General features: G+C 71.8%; 16 protein-coding genes. 6 read left to right on the top strand and 10 right to left on the bottom strand.

From position 1 onward, the window contains the following. Window positions 1-11 precede the first annotated feature (11 nt). From AW272_RS26850 to AW272_RS42445, 4 genes are read right to left on the bottom strand one after another with little or no spacing between them, the layout of a single operon-like run. Window positions 12-3,209 (bottom strand): hypothetical protein, encoded by a 3,198-nt coding sequence (locus AW272_RS26850; RefSeq protein WP_066370718.1) that lies wholly within the window; start codon window positions 3,207-3,209, stop codon window positions 12-14. Continuing rightward, window positions 3,206-4,534 (bottom strand): SWIM zinc finger family protein, encoded by a 1,329-nt coding sequence (locus tag AW272_RS26855; protein ID WP_066370720.1) that lies wholly within the window; start codon window positions 4,532-4,534, stop codon window positions 3,206-3,208. The genes AW272_RS26850 and AW272_RS26855 overlap by 4 nt, the downstream gene beginning before the upstream one ends. Window positions 4,535-4,584: 50 nt before the next feature. After that, window positions 4,585-5,529, bottom strand: coding sequence for an acyltransferase domain-containing protein (locus tag AW272_RS26860; RefSeq protein WP_066370722.1), 945 nt, complete (start codon window positions 5,527-5,529; stop codon window positions 4,585-4,587). Window positions 5,530-5,569: 40 nt separating this feature from the next. Beyond that, window positions 5,570-5,716 carry a hypothetical protein gene (locus AW272_RS42445; protein WP_157518805.1) on the bottom strand — a complete coding sequence of 49 codons (147 nt, stop codon included), beginning with the start codon at window positions 5,714-5,716 and terminating at the stop codon, window positions 5,570-5,572. Window positions 5,717-5,895: 179 nt separating this feature from the next. Between AW272_RS42445 and AW272_RS26865 the strand changes: the two genes are divergently transcribed. Beyond that, window positions 5,896-7,407, top strand: a complete 1,512-nt coding sequence (locus AW272_RS26865) for a VWA domain-containing protein (protein ID WP_066371126.1) — start codon at window positions 5,896-5,898, stop codon at window positions 7,405-7,407. A 6-nt stretch (window positions 7,408-7,413) separates the two neighbouring features. Here the strand turns inward: AW272_RS26865 and AW272_RS26870 are convergent, their stop codons facing one another. Both AW272_RS26870 and AW272_RS26875 read right to left on the bottom strand, forming a co-directional pair. Then, window positions 7,414-7,947, bottom strand: a complete 534-nt coding sequence (locus AW272_RS26870) for a mismatch-specific DNA-glycosylase (RefSeq protein ID WP_066370724.1) — start codon at window positions 7,945-7,947, stop codon at window positions 7,414-7,416. Between the two features lie 250 nt (window positions 7,948-8,197). Next, window positions 8,198-9,007, bottom strand: coding sequence for an isocitrate lyase/PEP mutase family protein (locus AW272_RS26875; RefSeq protein WP_066370727.1), 810 nt, complete (start codon window positions 9,005-9,007; stop codon window positions 8,198-8,200). A gap of 104 nt (window positions 9,008-9,111) precedes the next feature. Between AW272_RS26875 and AW272_RS26880 the strand changes: the two genes are divergently transcribed. After that, entirely contained in the window at window positions 9,112-9,714 is a 603-nt protein-coding gene (locus AW272_RS26880; RefSeq protein ID WP_066370729.1) for a TetR/AcrR family transcriptional regulator, read from the top strand. Here the strand turns inward: AW272_RS26880 and AW272_RS26885 are convergent. Beyond that, window positions 9,700-10,440 carry a VOC family protein gene (locus tag AW272_RS26885; RefSeq protein ID WP_066370731.1) on the bottom strand — a complete coding sequence of 247 codons (741 nt, stop codon included), beginning with the start codon at window positions 10,438-10,440 and terminating at the stop codon, window positions 9,700-9,702. The two genes, AW272_RS26880 and AW272_RS26885, sit on opposite strands and share 15 nt — an antisense overlap. 13 nt (window positions 10,441-10,453) lie before the next feature. Further along, complete coding sequence (locus AW272_RS26890) at window positions 10,454-10,732, bottom strand: ArsR/SmtB family transcription factor (protein WP_439649161.1); 279 nt, start codon at window positions 10,730-10,732, stop codon at window positions 10,454-10,456. Between the two features lie 69 nt (window positions 10,733-10,801). Between AW272_RS26890 and AW272_RS26895 the strand changes: the two genes are divergently transcribed. The 4 genes from AW272_RS26895 to AW272_RS26910 all read left to right on the top strand — a co-directional run bounded on the left by AW272_RS26895 (window position 10,802) and on the right by AW272_RS26910 (window position 13,179). Continuing rightward, entirely contained in the window at window positions 10,802-11,806 is a 1,005-nt protein-coding gene (locus AW272_RS26895) for a questin oxidase family protein (protein WP_218011085.1), read from the top strand. Window positions 11,807-11,873: 67 nt separating this feature from the next. Next, the gene (locus AW272_RS43560; protein WP_066370739.1) at window positions 11,874-12,212 is read left to right on the top strand and encodes a hypothetical protein; all 339 of its coding nucleotides are present in this window, start codon (window positions 11,874-11,876) and stop codon (window positions 12,210-12,212) included. Beyond that, the gene (locus tag AW272_RS43565) at window positions 12,185-12,385 is read left to right on the top strand and encodes a hypothetical protein (RefSeq protein WP_066370740.1); all 201 of its coding nucleotides are present in this window, start codon (window positions 12,185-12,187) and stop codon (window positions 12,383-12,385) included. The genes AW272_RS43560 and AW272_RS43565 overlap by 28 nt, the downstream gene beginning before the upstream one ends. 62 nt (window positions 12,386-12,447) lie before the next feature. Continuing rightward, complete coding sequence (locus AW272_RS26910) at window positions 12,448-13,179, top strand: neutral zinc metallopeptidase (protein ID WP_066370741.1); 732 nt, start codon at window positions 12,448-12,450, stop codon at window positions 13,177-13,179. Window positions 13,180-13,219: 40 nt separating this feature from the next. Here the strand turns inward: AW272_RS26910 and AW272_RS26915 are convergent, their stop codons facing one another. Then, window positions 13,220-16,339: a hypothetical protein gene (locus AW272_RS26915; protein ID WP_066370743.1), complete on the bottom strand. Its 3,120-nt coding sequence runs from the start codon at window positions 16,337-16,339 to the stop codon at window positions 13,220-13,222. A gap of 37 nt (window positions 16,340-16,376) precedes the next feature. Beyond that, the gene (locus AW272_RS26920; RefSeq protein ID WP_066370745.1) at window positions 16,377-16,895 is read right to left on the bottom strand and encodes a TrmH family RNA methyltransferase; all 519 of its coding nucleotides are present in this window, start codon (window positions 16,893-16,895) and stop codon (window positions 16,377-16,379) included. Window positions 16,896-16,936: the final 41 nt, after the last annotated feature.

Below are 16,936 nucleotides of genomic sequence, written 5' to 3' on the forward strand. Positions count from 1 at the left end.
GTCGCGATATGTCATGACGTGGCTCCGGTGAGCTGGGTGTGGAGGCGCTTGCATTCGTGGACGAAGCGGATCGTCCGGCGGCTGCGCGCGAACTCGGCGACGATCGGGATCTCGCCGCTCGCGCCGGTCCAGCGGGCCACGTCGGCGGCGAAGGCGACGAGTTCGGTGTGGGTCACGGTGATGCGCCGTCCTTCGCCCGGCAGCATCCCGGGCAGGAGGGCGCGCAGGATGCGCCACACCTCGTGGTGACCTCCGGCCTCGGCCAGCTCGGTCAGGGCGGCGATGGCGGGACGGGTCTCCAGCCACGTGCGGCGCAGTGCCAGTGCGAGCTGGCGGCCGATCGCCTCGGCGGGCAGGTCGCCTCTGGCCGCCATCCGCAGGACCACCGGGATCGTCCCGGGCACGCCGCCCGCCAGCAGGACCGCGATGGTCACCGCCGTCGCGTCGCCGAGGGGGCCGTCGGCGGCGGCCAGGCGGGACAGCTCCGCCGGGGTCACGCTCGCGTACCAGCGGCTGCGCAGGACGAACGGCAGCATGTTCACGGCCGTCACCTCGCGGTGCGAGGGCAGCATGGCCGGCCACCCGGCGATCCCGCTGCCCATCTCGTCGAACGAACCGTCTGGCGGCTGCCTCAGCAGCGCCCCGTCGATCAGCTCGTCACCGGTGGGCGTGGCCCGCAGCACCGGGGTCAGGCGGACCTCGGTGAAGTGTTCGGGTTCTCCGTCGCCGAACGGGACCATGGACGCGTTCACCATGTGGGTCCACTGGAAACCGCACTCCGGGTCGGGCATACCCGGCCCGGCCAGCCATTCGTGTGCCCTGCGCGCAGCAACCGAATCGATCTTCGCGGCCCGGTCGGCGGCGGCCGGGTGGCCGCCCCGGGGCAGCCGTAGCAGCGCCTGGGTGAGGTCGGCCCTCAGCGGTTCCACGCCTGCGGCGGCGCACGTCTCCAGGCGGTCGACCAGCACGTCGGGGTCGAGGTGGCCGGTCATCCACGTCGGCGTGGCCAGCAGCACCGGCGGCAGCGTGCCGGTGCGCAGAGCCCCGTACAGCTCCGCGTAGCGGGTGACGAGGAAGTCGGACGGCGGCGAGAGATGTTCCGGGTGCGGGAGCCGGTGCCGTCGCCGCCACTCGTGCAGGGGCGGAAGCTCCCGGCGCTGGAAGGAGCGCAACCGGGACGGGACGAAGGCGACGGTGACCGCGACCAGCGGCTCGTCCGGGCCGGGCGGGGGCACCGGCAGGCCCTTGCGCATGGCGGTGATCCGGTCGGGGTTCACCCCCAGCTCGGCCAGGCGCTCGTACACGCCACGCAGGGAGTCCTGCGGCATGGCCTCGTCCGAGTCGTCGTAGAGGACTCCGGGCTCCACCGGACGGGACGCACGCCGATCCGGGACGGCGTCGTCGAAGTCCTCTTCGAAGTCACCGTCGTACTCGTCGTCTTCGTCGGGAGCGGGGTCCGGGGTCCGGTCGTCACCGGAGGGTTGTCCGTACAGATAGATCCGGCCGTTGGCGTAGGGGATCGGCTGGCCGGCCTCGTCGGCCACGGCCCCCGCCGGGCCGTCGTCGCTGGTCCAGGTGATGAAGACGACGCGGAGCGGGGTGTCGTCGTCGAGGTAGCGGCCGGGTCGCCAGCCGCTACCGGCCACCGCGAACCGCCGTTTCGGCGGGTTCAGCCCGATCTCCTCGCCCCGGTTGACCAAGCGGGCCGAGACCGAGTGACTCGCGCTGTCCCAGAACTTCTCCGGGCCGCGCGGCGGGATCTCCGGCAGGGCGCCGGGCGTGACGAGCTCCTCGGCCAGCACGGTCTGCCATTCGTCGGGGTCGGTGATCTGATCCCGGTTCTGCCGGTGGGTCTGCTGCTCGACGTGCGGCTTCAGCCTGCGGCGCAGGTTCGTGCGGTTCTCCGCGACCCCGCCGACGAAGGCCGCCATCCAGCGTTCCCATCCGATCCACCGCTCGTGGTAGTTCGGGAAGATCGACGGCTTGGGGAAACTCTCCCTGGCGGGCACCTCGGGCAGCGGAGAGAACTCCTTGCGCTCCTGCGGATCCTCGGCCGGGGCCTCGCCGCCGAAGCGTTCGGCCAGCCTCGCGCCCAGGTCGGCGGGGAGGTGCCGGGCGCCGTCGAGGATCGCCTCGGCGTGGTCGGCGAACAGGCCGGCGTGCTTCAGGGTCAGCTCGGTCGAGCGGTTGCGCACGTCGAAAGACGCGTGTGTGTACGCCGTGGTCAGCGCGCCCACGAAGTCGGCGGCCACCTCGGGAGTGGCCCGGATCGTCTGGTCGAGCCAGCGCAGACCCCGGGCGGCGAATTTGGCCTCGGCCCGGAACGTGAGCGCCTCGACCGCCTCGACCAGATCGGCGTGGTCGAGCGGCATCGCCGCGCGCACCTGTCCGACGGCCAGTTCGGCGACCGGGCCCGGAGCCGACGGCAGCAACCGCAGATAGTCACGCAGCCGGGGAGCGGACTCCTCGGGCGTGGGATCGAGGAGCGTGTGCAGCCGGACGAAGAACCGCAGGTCCTGAACGTCGCCACCACGCAGGAACCTGCTCACGCACCCGTCGAGCGCCTGCTCCCTGGGCAGCTCGCGAGCGGCGGCGGCCAGCCAGCGGGTCGGCCCGGGGTCCAGCCGCTCCTCGCGGAGGGCACGGCCCGCGCCGTCGGCCGTGAAGACGTGCGGCAACAGAACAGAGGTCAACGGGTCGCCGGCCAGGCTCGGCACGGTCAGCCAGGCCGCCACCAGCGGGTCGTGGTCGGGCGGCGTCGCCCCGGACTCACGCAGCAGCGCCACGGCCAGCGGCGCGAGGCGGTCGGCGGGACGGCGCACCCGCTGGGCCAGCCGGACCGCGACATCACGACGCCACTCCGGCGGACGGGTCGCCGCCACCCGGCACACCTGGGCCACGTCGACGGTCCCGCCCCAGCGCCGGTTGACGTCGCGGCCGGTCATCCACGTCACGGCGGCGGCGGGGCCGGTGATGACGCCGACACCGGTCAGAAGCAGGGCCCCGGCCGAGGTGTCGAGCTGCTCACCGACGAGCTCATCCACGTCGTCGGGGTCATCAGCGGGGGGACGCCGCAACTCCTTCAGGAGGCCGGGCAACTGCCCGCCCAGCTCGGCGCGCTCCTCCTCGGTGAGCGTGACCAGCCGGTCGACGAGGGGAGTGACCCGGTTGCCGGTGACCAGGTCGCGGATCTCCGTCCAGAGGGTCATCGGGAGACCTCCACGGCGGCGCGGGCGACGATCCGGGCGGCCAGCACGTGTTTGCACGGCCCGCGCGAGCCGCGATGGTCCCACCACCACTCGCAGGTGCAGGAGCCGTCCGGCAGCGAGACCCGGCGGGCGCCACCCGAGGTGTGGACGGTGGCCAGCTCGCCCTCAAGGCGCACGGCCCCCGCCTCGACCAGCTTGCGCGCCTTGGCCAGCCGGGGGTTGAGCAGGATCACGTTGTCCTTGTCGTAGGGCAGCTCACGGTGGAAGTGGGCGGCCTCCGCCAGGTCGTAGCCGACCCGGCCGGCGACGCCGAGCTGCGTCAGCGCGGCCCGGACCCGGTCGGCGGGGATGCCCGCACGGTCGGCCAGCAGGCCGATCTCGACCTCGGGCTCGAAGTTGAGCAGCATGCCCACCACGTCGGCGTCGTTCTCTGCCTCGTCGGTGGCCAGGTCGCCGAGCACCGCGCCCTCACCGGAGAAGCCGCGCCAGCGCTCGGGGGAGAGGGTGAGCGTGTAGCGCATGCCCGGCAGTTCGAGCTCCCAGGCGCTGGAGGCGGCGTCGGCAGGGCCGTACACACGAAGGGTTTTCGCGAAGCGCAGCAGTGGCAGGAGGGTGCCGAGCCGGTGGGGACCGGCGAGCTGGACCGCACCCGGGACCTGACGGTCGGCGACCTTCAGGTCGCGACCCGACTGCGTCACCCACACCGTGCCCTTCTTGGGCAGCCCGCGCAGGAACCGCACCGCCGTCATGCCGGCCAGCTCGCCGCGCTGGTCCATGCCCGAGGCGATGACCTGCACCTCGGCGAATCCCCGTAACCAGCGCTCGGGGAGCGGCACCTTCTTCTCCACGACAGCGCCGTCCATCGTGGTCACGACCAGCTCGTCGAGCCCGACCCCCAGGTGCAGCGGGTCACGCGCGCCGATGCGCGCCAGCGCCTCCCGGAGCGGCGCGTTCACGTCGACGTTGGTGGTGCCGCGATCGAAGACCTCGCCGTCGAGGGCGCCGCCCAGCAGGTCGAGCCGGGCGTAGACCCCGCCGCAGGCCGAGAACGACTCGAACCGCAACCGGTCTCCGTTGCACGTCACCACCGGGTCGCGCACCCAGCCGGGCCGCGCCTGCGGCTGGTGGTAGCGGGCCAGCGCCACGTCGGCGACGCCGAGCAGCGCGGCCGCGGCGGGCGCCGCCTGGGTCACCACGCCGCTGAAGAACCGGGGAGCCAGTGCCGGGCCGGACAGCGCCCGGCCGCCGGAGGTCGCCAATCCGAGACGACCGTCGACAAGGGAGGAGGGCGCAGCGTAGGTGTACGCCTGCGTCGCTGAAGTCATGGCCGGGACAATAGATCTTCCCACCGACAAACCGGTGCGGCCCGCGAGAACTAGATCGGAAAACTGCCGCGACGCCAGTGCCAGCGGCGGCCGGCCCGCAGATGGTCGACGATCGCACGCTGGAGCACGTTGTCGCGCGGCAGCCGATCGAGCGGTGTGGTCAGGGTCCGGAACACGAACCGCAGCACCTCGACGTCGGCGTCGGGCCCTTCCGACTCCTCGTAGGGCTCCAGCTCGAACCTCCGCTGGAACCGGACGATGTTGGAGTCTTCCGGCAGATACTCCTGTAGTTGCGGGTCGAGCAGCCACGAGCCGCAGCCGAAGGCGGTGTAGCGCTCGTCGGGGAAGTGGCGCGGGAAGAACACGCGGGCCTGGTCGAGCGAGGCGTCGATCGCCTCAGGAGTCATCGGGCCCGACTCGGGGATGTGCAGGTCGAGGGTGGTGCCGCCGCGGTGGAACTGCAACCGGCCCATCTCGTAGACGGCGCCGCGCGCGTGCAGCGTCAGCCAGGCTTGCATGACCGGCCAGCCCTCGCGGTTCATCCGCCGGTCGACCGCCAGGTTGCGGCCGAGGTCCGCCAGGCTCAGCCACGACACGGCTTCGTCGACGCCGTGGTCGCGGTGGTATGCCATGGCGACGTCGGCCAGGGCCAGAAAGGCGTACACATAGAGATGCCGCCAGGCCGGGCCCCGATCGCGGGGCAGCTCAGGACCGGGCAAGAGCCAGCCGCCGCCCCCGAGGTCGGCGCGGACCAGGGCGATCGAGCGGTCGAGCAGCCAGCGCAGCTCCGGGGTCCAGAGCGGAGAGCCGGGGTCGGGCCAGCCCTCCATGATCTCGGCGGCGTCGTCGGGCCGCACCGCGAGCCGGTCGAGCATCGCGGGCGCGTCGGCTTTGGCGGGCAGCGGAGCCGACGGCAGGTCGCCGGCCAGTCGGTGCACGCGATCGACATCCTCGACGGATACGCCGAGCCGGGCCGCGGTGTCGTCCAAGTCCACGCGGACGACCCTACTCTTCGGCCTCCGGTTTTCCAGGGCCTCACACCGCGCTGACCGCGATCAAAGAGCCCAAGGCCATCAGGGTGCCGACGATGCCGAGGGTCGCGGTGTCATGATCGCGGGTGGCCGCGATCCAGCTGGCGTGGGCGCCCATCCAGACGGTGCCGCCGGAGACCACCAGCACCACGATCCGCAGTAGGGAGTCGTCCGCCTCGGCTACCGGAACACCCGGCTCGAATACCCCGACACCTCCGTGCCGCTGCGCCGGAATCTGGCGGTCACCCCGGTCCCGAACTCCTGCATCCTGCGCGACCTGATCGACGAGATCCGCCGCGAGCTGTGGCGGTCTCCCACCTGGATGCCGGCGTGCTGATCCGGGTCACGCTGACCTTGTCGCTGCTGGCCGCCGGGTGTACCGGCCCGCCTCAGGACGACCTGTCCGGCCCGCCGTTCACCCTGCGCGTCCTGGCGGGTGACGGTCTCGCCGACATGGCCCCCATCCTGCGGGACGCGATCCCGGCCACCGGCGTCACGGTCGCGCTGACCACCACCGACGACCCGGCCAGGTTCGAGACGGCAGGGCGTGACTTCGACGCCATCTGGCCCGCGTCCGACCACCGCCTGCGGTTGCGCGGGGGCACAGCGCGGCTCGACGGCACCGTCGAGATCATGTCGTCGCCCGTGATCGTGGGCGTGAGCACGCGGGCCGCGCACCGCCTCGGCTGGGACCGCCGCCCCGCCACGTGGGCCGACATCGCGGCGGCGGCCGCCTCGGGCCGCTTCACCTTCGGCATGGCCGATCCGGCCCGATCCGACGACGGCCTCAACGCGCTCGTGGCCGCCGCGACCGCCCTGACCGGGCCCGGCGCGCTCCAGCCCGGCGAGGAGCACCGGGCCGCGCCCCGGCTCGCGGGTCTGTTCACGGGGCAGCGGCTCACCGCGAACTCGACGTCGTGGCTGGTCAGGACCTACCGCGACGGCTTCGGCGCCGACGGCCTGATCGGTTCGGAGTCCGAGATCCTCAGCGCCGACGCGACCCTGCCGCCGGAGCACCGCCTGATCCCGATCCACCCGGCGGACGGCACCGTGACGGCCGACCATCCGCTGTCCCTGCTGGCGACCTCCCCTGCCGCGAAAGACGCCTTCCAGCGGCTCACCCGCTGGTTGCGCACCCAGCCCGTCCAGGAACGCATCGCCGGGCTCACCCGCCGGCGGCCGATCGTCAGCGGGGCGCGCGTGGCGGTGGAACTCAGCGCGCGGCAGTTCCAGATCCCTTTTCCCGCCGACCTGGATACGGTGGACGCGCTCGTTCACGCGTACAACGACAACCTGCGGCTCCCCGGCCGCACGGTCTATGTGCTGGACACGTCGGGTTCCATGAAGGGAGCTCGTCTCGCCCGGCTGAAAGAGGCTCTGTCGGGGTTGACGGGCACCTTCCGCCGCCGGGAGCGCATCACGTTCCTGCCCTTCGCCATGGAGCCGGGGGCGGCGTCCACCGTCGACATCCCCGAGACCGGGCCCACCGGAGGGACCCTGCGGGAGATCCGTACCTACGTGGAGAACCTCACCGCAGGTGGGGACACCGCGATCTATGACTCCCTGGTCAGGGCCTATGACCTCGTGGGCATCGGGAAGGGCCGGATCCGGTCCGTCGTCCTGCTGACCGACGGGGAGAACACGTCCGGGCGCGGCTTCGAAGCCTTCGCGCGGTTCCACCGGGGCCTGCCCGGAGCGGCTCCGCCCGTGTTCGCGATCGTGTTCGGTGACGCGGACCGGGCCGAGATGGACCGGCTCGCGAAGCTCACCAGTGGGGCGGCCTTCGACGCGACGTCGTCGGCCCTATCACTCATTTTTCAGGAAATAAGGGGATATCAGTAGGGCGTGTCACTCAGGCGCGGATCGGTCGGGCAGCCCAGTATGCAGGCGGAACCGGGTGAACTCCGCCGCCAGGACGGCGGGCGGGTAGTGGGCGTTGCGGCCGCTGGGGTTGGGCAGCACCCACACCCTGGCCCCGCCGATGGTGCCGGGTTGGAGGCCGGGCTTCGCCGCAGGGGCATGGAACGCGGCCCGGTATCCGGTGACGCCGAGGAACGCCGCCCACGAACAGTGGATGCCCGCAAGCCGTTCCGCCAGGTCGCGCCCGCCGTCGGCGAGTTCCCGCCGGGTCAGCTGGGCGGCTTGCGAGGTCGGCCGGCGCACGATGCTGGTGATGCCCAACCCGAGCGACAGCAGGTCCCGCTCCCGCTCGGCCCGCATCAGGGTCGGGGTGAAACCGGACGCGTGCAGCGCGGGCCAGAACCGGTTGCCCGGCGTCGCGAAGCTGTGCCCGATCGCGGCGGAGACCGGCGCGGGATTGATCCCGATGAACACGACCGCCAGCCCGTCGGCGAGCACATCCGCGAGGCCTTCGACGGCCATCTGTTCCTGCCTCCCGCTGATCGCCGACGGCGCGACCGCATCGGCCGGACCAAGATGATCACATCGTCGAACCGAACCGAACCGAACCGAACCGAACCGAACCGAACCGCCCGAGCTGAGCTGAGCCGAACCGCCCGAGCCGAGCTGAGCCAGCCGAACTCTCCGAGCGAACCGGCCGAGCGAACCGGCCGAGCCGAGTCGAACCGACCGAACTGGCCGAGCCGAGTCGAGCTGGCCGAGTCGAGCTGAACTATTTGAGCAGGTCGAAGCCCATCGTGCTCGGGAAGGCGCCGAGGTCGCCTGCGGCCATCTTGGCGGCTCCCGCGCGCAGGGCGCTCAGGCTGTGCAGGTAGGGCTCGACGCCCAGGCTGATGCGGCGGGCGCCGGTCCGCTGGATGTCGCTGATGGTGAACTCGCCCGATGACCAGCTCAGCAGCACGTTCACAGGCTTGGGTGCGACCGCCTTGACGACGGTGGCGATGGCGTCGAGATCGGGGAGGAAGGGGGCGAAGAGCACGTCGGCGCCCGCCTCGGCGAAGGCGGTCAGGCGGCGGATGGTGTCGTCGAGGTCGGGGCGGCCCTGGATGAAGTTGTCGGTGCGTCCGGTCAGCACGATCTTCCCGCGGGCCGCTTCGGCGGCGCGGCGGACGCGCGCCACGGCCTCGTCGAAGTCGCGGATGGGCTGGTCGGGGTCGGCCGAGGTGTCTTCGACGCCGAGGCCGGCCAGGCCCGCCGCGATGGCGGCCTCGACGGTGGCGGCGACGTCGTCGGGGGTGTCGCCGTAGCCGTCTTCGAAGTCGCCGTTGACGGGGAGCCCGCTCGTCCGGCTGAGCAGCTGGGCGTGGGCGAGGTGCTCGTCGCGGCTGACCGCGTGACGGCCGTCGAGGCGGCCGAGGGTGGCGGCGAAGGCGGCCGACGAGGTGGCGACGGCCTTGAATCCCGCGTCGGCGAAAACGGCCGCCGACAGGCCATCGAAGGCGTTGGGCATGACGAAGACGTCGTTCTGCTCGTGCAGGGCGGCGAAGGCCTCATAGCGCTCGCGCGACGTGTTACCAGACATGACTCTGCCCCCTTGAAGTGAATGGGCTGATCAGCCCACTTGTCGCCAGTCAATCAGGACGCCGAATGGGCTGTCAAACCCAATTTTGGCGTACGCTCTGTGCCATGGGTGTTCAAAAGTTCACGGCCAAGGGGCTCGCGGCCAGGGCGCGCATCATCGAGCACGCGGCCGAGCTGATCTACACCCATGGCGTGCACGGCACGAGCAACGAGCTGCTGCGCAGGGAGACGGGCGTCAGCGGCTCCCAGCTCACCCACTACTTCCCCGACAAGGAAAGCCTCGTGCTCGCGGTGATCGAGTGGCAGACCGAGGAGATCCTCACCCAGCACGCCAGGTCGAGCTTCGCGGTGTTCGACACCATCGAGGCCCTGCGTGAATGGGCCGCGTTCTACGTCTCCCACGAGCGGGTGTGCCAGGAGGGCTGCACACTGGGCTCACTCGCGGCCGAGATCGTCAAGGCCGATCTCGACGTCCGCGACCGGCTGGCCGCCGACTTCGACCGATGGAAAGACGTGCTGCGCGCCGGTCTCGCCCGCATGCGCGACGGTGGCCGGCTCCGTCCGGAAGCCGACCCCGCGAAGCTGGCGACGCTGCTGCTGGCCACCATGCAGGGAGGCATGCTGCTCGCCCAGATCGCGAACGACGTCGCCCCGCTGCGCGACGCCCTGACCGCCGCCATCGATCATGTGGAGTCATTCACGGTCTGAGCTGGGCTCCCCGCGCCCGAGAACGCAGAACTCGTTGCCCGCGGGATCGGTCAGAACCGTCCACGGAACGTCGCCCTGGCCTACGTCGGTGAGCGTCGCGCCGAGAGCCCGCAGCCGGGCGACCTCCGCCGCCTTGTCTTCGACGGGGTTCGGCAGCAGGTCGATGTGGACGCGGTGGTTTCCCCCGCCGGGCGCGCGGACGAACTCCAGATACGGGCCGACACCCTCGGCGGAGCGCAGCAGCGCCCGGTCGTCACTCAGTTCGTGGACGGTCCAGCCGATCGCCTCGCCCCAGAACCGGACCATGGCCCGAGGGTCGGCGCAGTCGACGACCACCGCGGCGATCGGCCCGGTGTCCCGGTAGAGCTCCCGGGGCTCCAGCACCCGGAACACGTTGCCCTCCGGGTCGGTCCAGGCATCGTCCGGGCCCGCATCGGCGGGCGTCGCGCCGAGTTCCTTCAGCCGTGTGACCAGCTTCGCGTGATGGGCGGCGGAGGTGGTGGCGAGATCGAGGTGCACGCGGTACTTCACCGTTTCGGGGTCCGGCACGATCACGAAGTCGATGCAGACGGCGGTGGGGTCGGGCCAGTCGAAGCCCACAGGTTCGACATTGGTCACACCGGGCTCCTCGCTGGCGACACCCCAGCCGAGCGCCTCCGCCCAGAACCGGCCGAGCGCCGCGTCGTCCCGAGCCTTGAAATTCACCTGAACAAATCGCAGTGCCATACCGCCAACCTAGTCAGGTCAGGACCCCTGCCCCGACGGACAGCGCCCCCAGTTCGTCGGCGAGCGCGGCCAGGGGCTCGCGGTTCAGCGAGTAGCAGATGGTGGTGCCCTGCCGCCTCGTGGTGACCAGCCCGGCTTCGCGCAGCACCTTGAGATGGGCCGAGATCGTCGGCTGGCTCACCTCGAACTCGTCGGTGAAGTCGCATGCGCAGATGTCCGGCCGGGCGGACAGTTTGCGCACGATGCCGAGCCGGACCGGATGGGCGAGCGCCCGCAGAACCTCGATCTCCACGCTGGACATTCTATCGCCTCGTCTCTATATAGTGGATTCTCTATATAGAGACGAGGCGATATGGATCACTTGGACGAAGCGCTTGAACGGCTGGCGGACACCGGTCCCGAGTTCCACGGCGGCCTGTCCAACCACGGCCCCATGGTGGCCGAGGCCCTGGTGCGGTTGGGCGCGCCGGGGGTGGTGCCCGGGTGGATCTCCGCGTACCTGCCCCAACTCGAGGAGCGGCCGGGCACCCGGGAACGGATCACCGACTGGCGGGACGCGCTCGGTGACAAGCGCAGGGTCGGCGACTGGACCGCCTACTTCACGATGGCGCTGGCCGGATCCTCCTGGCGAGACGTGCTGGCCCGGTGGTGGCCCCGGCTCGCCCCGGGCCTGGCGGCCGGCGCCACCCATGGGGTGATCCGCACGGCACACGCGGTGCGAGCCCTCGCCGACCAGGAGAGCGAACCGAGACGGGCGGAACTGGCCCACGCCTTGGCCTACTGGGCCGCCGCCTATGCCGAGCTTCCCGACCGGCCGATCACCGCCGGGGTGCGGACGATGGAACAGGCCGTCGCCGTGCTGCCCATCCTGGAACTGGCTCCCCGGGGCCTCATCGTCGACCATCTCGGCAACCTGAAGGACCTGCCGGAGTTCGTGGACGCCATCTCCGCGCTGCGCCCGCCCTCAGACGTCCAGGCCGATCTGGCCGAACTGTCGCGAGTGTTCTCCGGGGTGTTCCTCTCGCAGGGCAGGCACGCGCCGATCGCGTTCACCCACGCGGTGACCATGCCCGTCGCCGTCTCCTCGATCCTTGGCCATCTCCCGCAGGAGACGTGGCGGCCCACCTACGACCGGGTCTGGCAGATGTCGGCCGCCCTGTACAGCGGCTACGCCTACCAGGGGGTCGTGGAGCCGCTTCCCTCGGCCGACCCGCCCGCCCCCGAAGACCTGGCGGGGCAGGCCGCGGAGACGGGCGAGGAACACGCGATCAAACTGACCGAGGCGGTGCTCCGCGGGCACGCCGCCACCGGAGACCCGCTCTTCCTGCACACCGCGGCCCGCGCTATCGCGGTCCTGGGCCGGTGAAGGTGATCCGGCCGTCCTGACCGTCAGGGTCACGCGGTGGTTGAAGGCGCGGGCCCGGAAAGGCGTGTTGGACGAGCGGCGGGGCCGGCCCCTGGTCGGGGTCGCGGAGACGTGGCTGCACCGCATGCGCACCGCCGCCTCGGCCGTCGTCGCCGCCCGACTGCCGGCCCGCCCCGGCAGCCGCGTCCTCACCCTGGTGGGCGCGGGCTGCGTCGCCGAACTGGTGCCCGCCGCCTTCGCAGCGGCCTTCCCCGGCATGGTCCTGCCCGTGGTCGCCCGCCGCGCGGAGGTGGCGGCCCCGAGATCGCCGCCACGACCCTTTCGGCAGCCGACCAGCTGTTCGTGGACGAACTCGCCTACGAACAAGAGGTCGGATCGGTGGCCGGTTGGCTGCGCACCGGCCTGACCAGGGCCGACCTGTCCGACCGCCTGACCGCCGACCTGCCGGCGGTGATCAGCGGCCAGGCCAAGGGCCGGGTGAGCGACGAGGACAGGGTGCTGGCCGTCGTCCAGGGCGTGGCGGCCTGCGACGTGGCCCTGGCCTGCCTGGTCGCCGAACGTCTGGGGGTCACCGCGTAGGTTCTGTCAAGGAAATGAGGAGTTCCCGATCATCCTGGACGAGCCCGCTACGCTCCGATTCCATGATCATGCGCTTAGTCGGCACCGCCGTGGCGGGCATCGTCCTCCTTTCCGGTACGGCCCACGCCGGCCCCGTCAAAGGTCAGCCCAGGCTGACCAACAACGCGATCTACAAGGAGGGTGTGCTTCCCAAGGTCTCCTGCAAGGCGGTCAAGGGCACCACCAAGTCCTCGACCGAGAAGTACGTCAAGAAGATCGTCTCCTGCCTGAACACCGCCTGGAAGGGCGCGATCGACGGCTTCCAGCCGGTCAAGGTCAGGTTCAAGACCGACAAGGAGGCCTGCGCCAGCGGGAACGACATCGCCGGTTCCTACTCCGAGATCTGCTCCCAGGCCATCGAGGTGAGGCTGGCCGACGACTGGATCAAGGCCAAGAGCGACGTGAAGGCGTTCGCGTCCCTCATCCATTCGTGGAACGGTGTGGTCCAGGGGATGACGGGCATCGCCGTGGCCTTCCGGTCCATGCCCAACGACCGGACCGGCGAGGACATCGCCGAGCAGATGCACCGCTACTACCTGCAGGGCGACTGCTTCGCCGGGGTGTCGGCCAAGAGCCTGGGCCGCAAGATCACCGACTTCAAGCAGGTGATCTCCGGGATGGAGCCCCCGGAGTACTCCTACCTCAAGCACAACGGCAAGCCCGCCAACCGCCTCTACTGGATGAAGAAGGGCTACCAGGCCGGTAAGCCCGGCGCCTGCAACACGTGGACGGCGAGCGCGGCGAAGGTCGCCTGAAGATTCGGCGGCGGGCAGGTTCTCGGCCGGGTCGACACCTTCACGGCGAAGTATCGGTGAGCTGGGCGTGCAGGCGCCTGCACTCGTGGATGAGGCGTGCGCCGCGACGGCTCTTCGCGAACTCCGCGATCACCGGGATCTCCCCCCGGGCGCCGGTCCACCGGGCGACGTCGGCGGCGAAAGCGACGAGTTCGGCGTGGACGACGGTGATGCGCTGCCCCTCGCGGGGCAGCAGTTCGGGGAGCATGGCGCGCAGCATGCGCCACACCTCGTGGTGCCCGCCCGCCTCGGCCAGTTCGGTGAGGGCCGCGATGGCGGGGCGGGTCTCCAGCCAGGACGTGCGGCGGATCGCCAGGGCCATCTGCCGTCCGATCGACTCGGCGGGCAGCTCTCCCTTCGCGGCCAGGCGCAGCACCGCCGGGATCACGTCGTCGTGGGCGTTCTCGGCCAGCAGCACGGCGAGGATCACGGCGGTGGCCTCGCCCAGCGGTCCGTCGGCCATGACCAGCCCCGCCAGTTCCCTGGCCAGTGCCGAGCGGCTCCACCAGCCGTGCGGCAGCTGGGGCAGGAAGTGGACCGACGCGGCCTCGCGGTGGGAGGGCAGCAGCGCCGACCAGAGCCCGATCAAGTCGCCGGGGAAGGTGCGGTCGACCGGCTGACGCAGCAGCATCTCGTCGATCAGCGGATGGCCGGTGGGCTTGGCCCGCAGCACGGGGGTGAGGCGCGCCGTCGTGAAGTCGGCCGGTTCGCCGTCGCCGAGCTCGACCCACCGTCCCCGGTCGCGATGGGCCCAGGTGAAGCCGGCCTCCGGGTCGGGCAGGCCTCCTCCGGCCAGCCAGCGCACGACCGAACGGGCCGCGTCGGAGTCGATCGTCGCGGCGCGCGCCTCGGCGGCCGGATGGCCGCTTCTGGGCAGGCGCAGCAGGGCCTGGGCCAGGTCGGAGGGGAGCGGTTCCACCCCGGCGGCGGCGCACAGCTCCAGGCGGGCGACGAGCACGTCGGGGTCGAGGTGGCCGTCGAGCCAGGTCGGTGTGGCCAGCAGAACGGGGGGCAGCGCGCCGGACCGCAGCGCGGTCAGCAGCTCGTGGTAGCGGTGGATGAGGAATTGGAGCGGAGGCGGGACAGCGTCGGGGAACGGCAGGCGGTGGCGGCGGCGCCACTCCTCGGCCGGGTGCAGCGGCTCGGGCTGCAGGACCCGGCTGTGGCCCGGGGTGAGGAAGACCGTCACCGCGACGAGCGGCTCGTCGGGACCGGGCGGCGGCACCTGACGCAACAGCCGCATGGCCTCGACCCGCTCGGCGTTCACGCCGAGCCGCAGGAGCTCGCGGGCGATGTGGTCGAGGTCCTTCGGCGCGTGCCCGTGGGCGTCGGGCCGGTAGGCGGCGCCGGTCGGCTCACCGGGGGGCACCATCACCACGCCGCCGACGACCGACAGCTGCCGCCCGTTCTCCACGGCGACCGCCTTGACCGGCCCCTCGTCGGTCGTCCAGGTGATGACGACGGAACGGGGAATCACCTCGTCGGCGTACACGTAGTCGGGCCTCTGGGCCGAGCGCTTCGGGACGGGCGCGGTCTCCCTGGGCACGGGCTCGCCCCGGGTGACCCGGCGCAGCACGTGGGAGTCGGCGCAGTTGATCCAGACGGTCTGGGGTTCGCGCTTCGGGAGGTCAGGCAGGCCGCCTGGACCGGGGTTGACCAGTTCGTCGGCCAGCGCCAGCTGCCACAGGTCGAGGTCGGTGCGCGTCTCGATGGATCGCCAGTAGTACGGCCCCTGTTCCAGCTGCGCCTTCAGCTCGTCCCGCACCTTCGACCGGTCGTCGGCGGCCCCCGCCACGAACGCCGCCAGCCAGCGCTCCCTCCCGACCCAGCGCACGTCGTCATCGGGGGAGAGTGAGGGCTCGGGGAAGCGCCCGGTCTCGGGAACGTCGGGCAGCGGCGGGAACTCCTTCGCATCCGTCAGGTCCCCGGCCGGGGTCTCCCCGCCGAACCGCGCCGCCACCTTCGCGCCCAGGTCGGCGCCCAGGTGGGGCAGCGCGTCGAGGATCGTCTCGGCGTGGGCGGCGAACGGACCGGCGTGCTTCAGGGTGAGCTCGGCGGCGCGGTTGCGCACGTCGAACGAGCTGTGGGCGTAGGCGGTCGTCAGCGCGGTCAGGAAGTCACCGGCGCTCTCCGGGGCGGACTTGACCGACTGGTCGAGCCAGCGCAGGCCCGTGGCGGCCATCTTCGCCTCGGCCCGGAAGGTCAGCGCCTCGACCGCCTCCACCAGGTCGGCGTGGTCGAGCGGCATCGCCTGACGCACCTGCCCGGCGGCCACTTCGGCGACCGTGCCGGGGGCCGACGGCAGCAGCCGCAGATAGTCGCGCAGCCGGGACGCGGACTCCTCGGCCGTGGGTGCCAGCAGCTGGTGCAGCCGGACGAAGAAGCGCAGATCCTGGACGTCGCCACCGCGCAGGAACCGGCTGACGCAGCCGTCGAGCGCCTGGTCCCTGGGGAGGTCGCGGGCGGCGGCGGCCAGCCACCGGGTCGGCCGCGGGTCGAGCCGTTCGTCGCGGAGGGCGCGGCCCGCGCCGTCGGCGTCGAAGACGCGCGGCAGCAGCAGCGGGCTCAGCGGGTCGGCGGCCACACTAGGCGCGGTCAGCCAGGCGGCCACCAGCGGGTCGTGGTCGGGCGGCGTCGCACCCGAGTCGCGCAGCAGCGCCACGGCCAGGGGGGCGAAGCGGTCGGCGGGACGGCGGATGCGCCGGGCCAGCCGGACCGCCACGTCGAGGCGCCACGCCTCGGGGCGGGCCGCCGCCACCCGGACGACCGGGGCGACGTCGAGCTCGTCGGCCCAGCGGCGGTTCACGTCGCGGCTGGTCATCCAGGTCACGGCGGCGGCCGGACCGGTGACGCACCCGACACCGGCCAGCACCAGCGCCCCGGCCCGGTCGTCGAGCAGGCCGTCGACCTCCCAGGACTCCAGTTCCTCGAAGTCGCCGGGACTGTCGGCACGGGCCTGCTCGACGACACGGCGGCGCAGCTCCTTCACCAGACCGGGCAGCCTCGCGCCGATCTCGCCCCGCTCCGCCTCGGTGAGCGCGACCAGCCGATCGGCAAGGGGAGTGACCTGGTTGCGGACGATCAGGTCACTGATCTCCGCCCAGAGAGTCGCTGAAGTCATGGCCGGGACAATAGATCTTCCCTCCGACAAACCGGAACTAGATCATTCCCGCCAGCTTGTAGAGCACCAGCGATCCGGCCACGGCGACGTTCAGGCTGGCCCCCGTCCCGATCATGGGAATCTCGACCACGTCGTCGAGCAGGTCGAGCGCCTCCGGCGGGATGCCGTCCTGTTCGTGGCCCAGCACGGCGATGGTCGGCTGCCGGGCCATCGGCAGATCGGCCAGCCTGACCGCGTCTTCTGCCAGTTCGACCCCGATCACCCGCGCCCCTGCCTTCCGCTGTCCGGCCAGCCAGGGGAGCGGGCGAACCCAGTGCACGCAGGTCCGCTGCCGCAGGGTGTTGCCGCGCGCCAGCGCTTCGGGGACCCACGGAATCCTCGGTACGGCCAGGCACGCGCCGACGGCGTCGCAGGTCCTGAGCAACGTGCCGAGGTTGGCCTGGTGGAGGGGCCACAGGGGTGCGGCGTAGAGGTGGCCCAGACATCTCGGGGCGCGCCTGCGCCGTTGGCCGCGTAGATCCTTGGGGGTCCGGATCCGGACCGAACGGCCGCTCACCGGCTCTGGGGGCGAGCTCCTACGTACATGATCATATTGAG

The sequence above is a fragment of the Herbidospora mongoliensis genome, from assembly GCF_001570545.1.
Classification (GTDB): Bacteria; Actinomycetota; Actinomycetes; order Streptosporangiales; family Streptosporangiaceae; genus Herbidospora; species Herbidospora mongoliensis.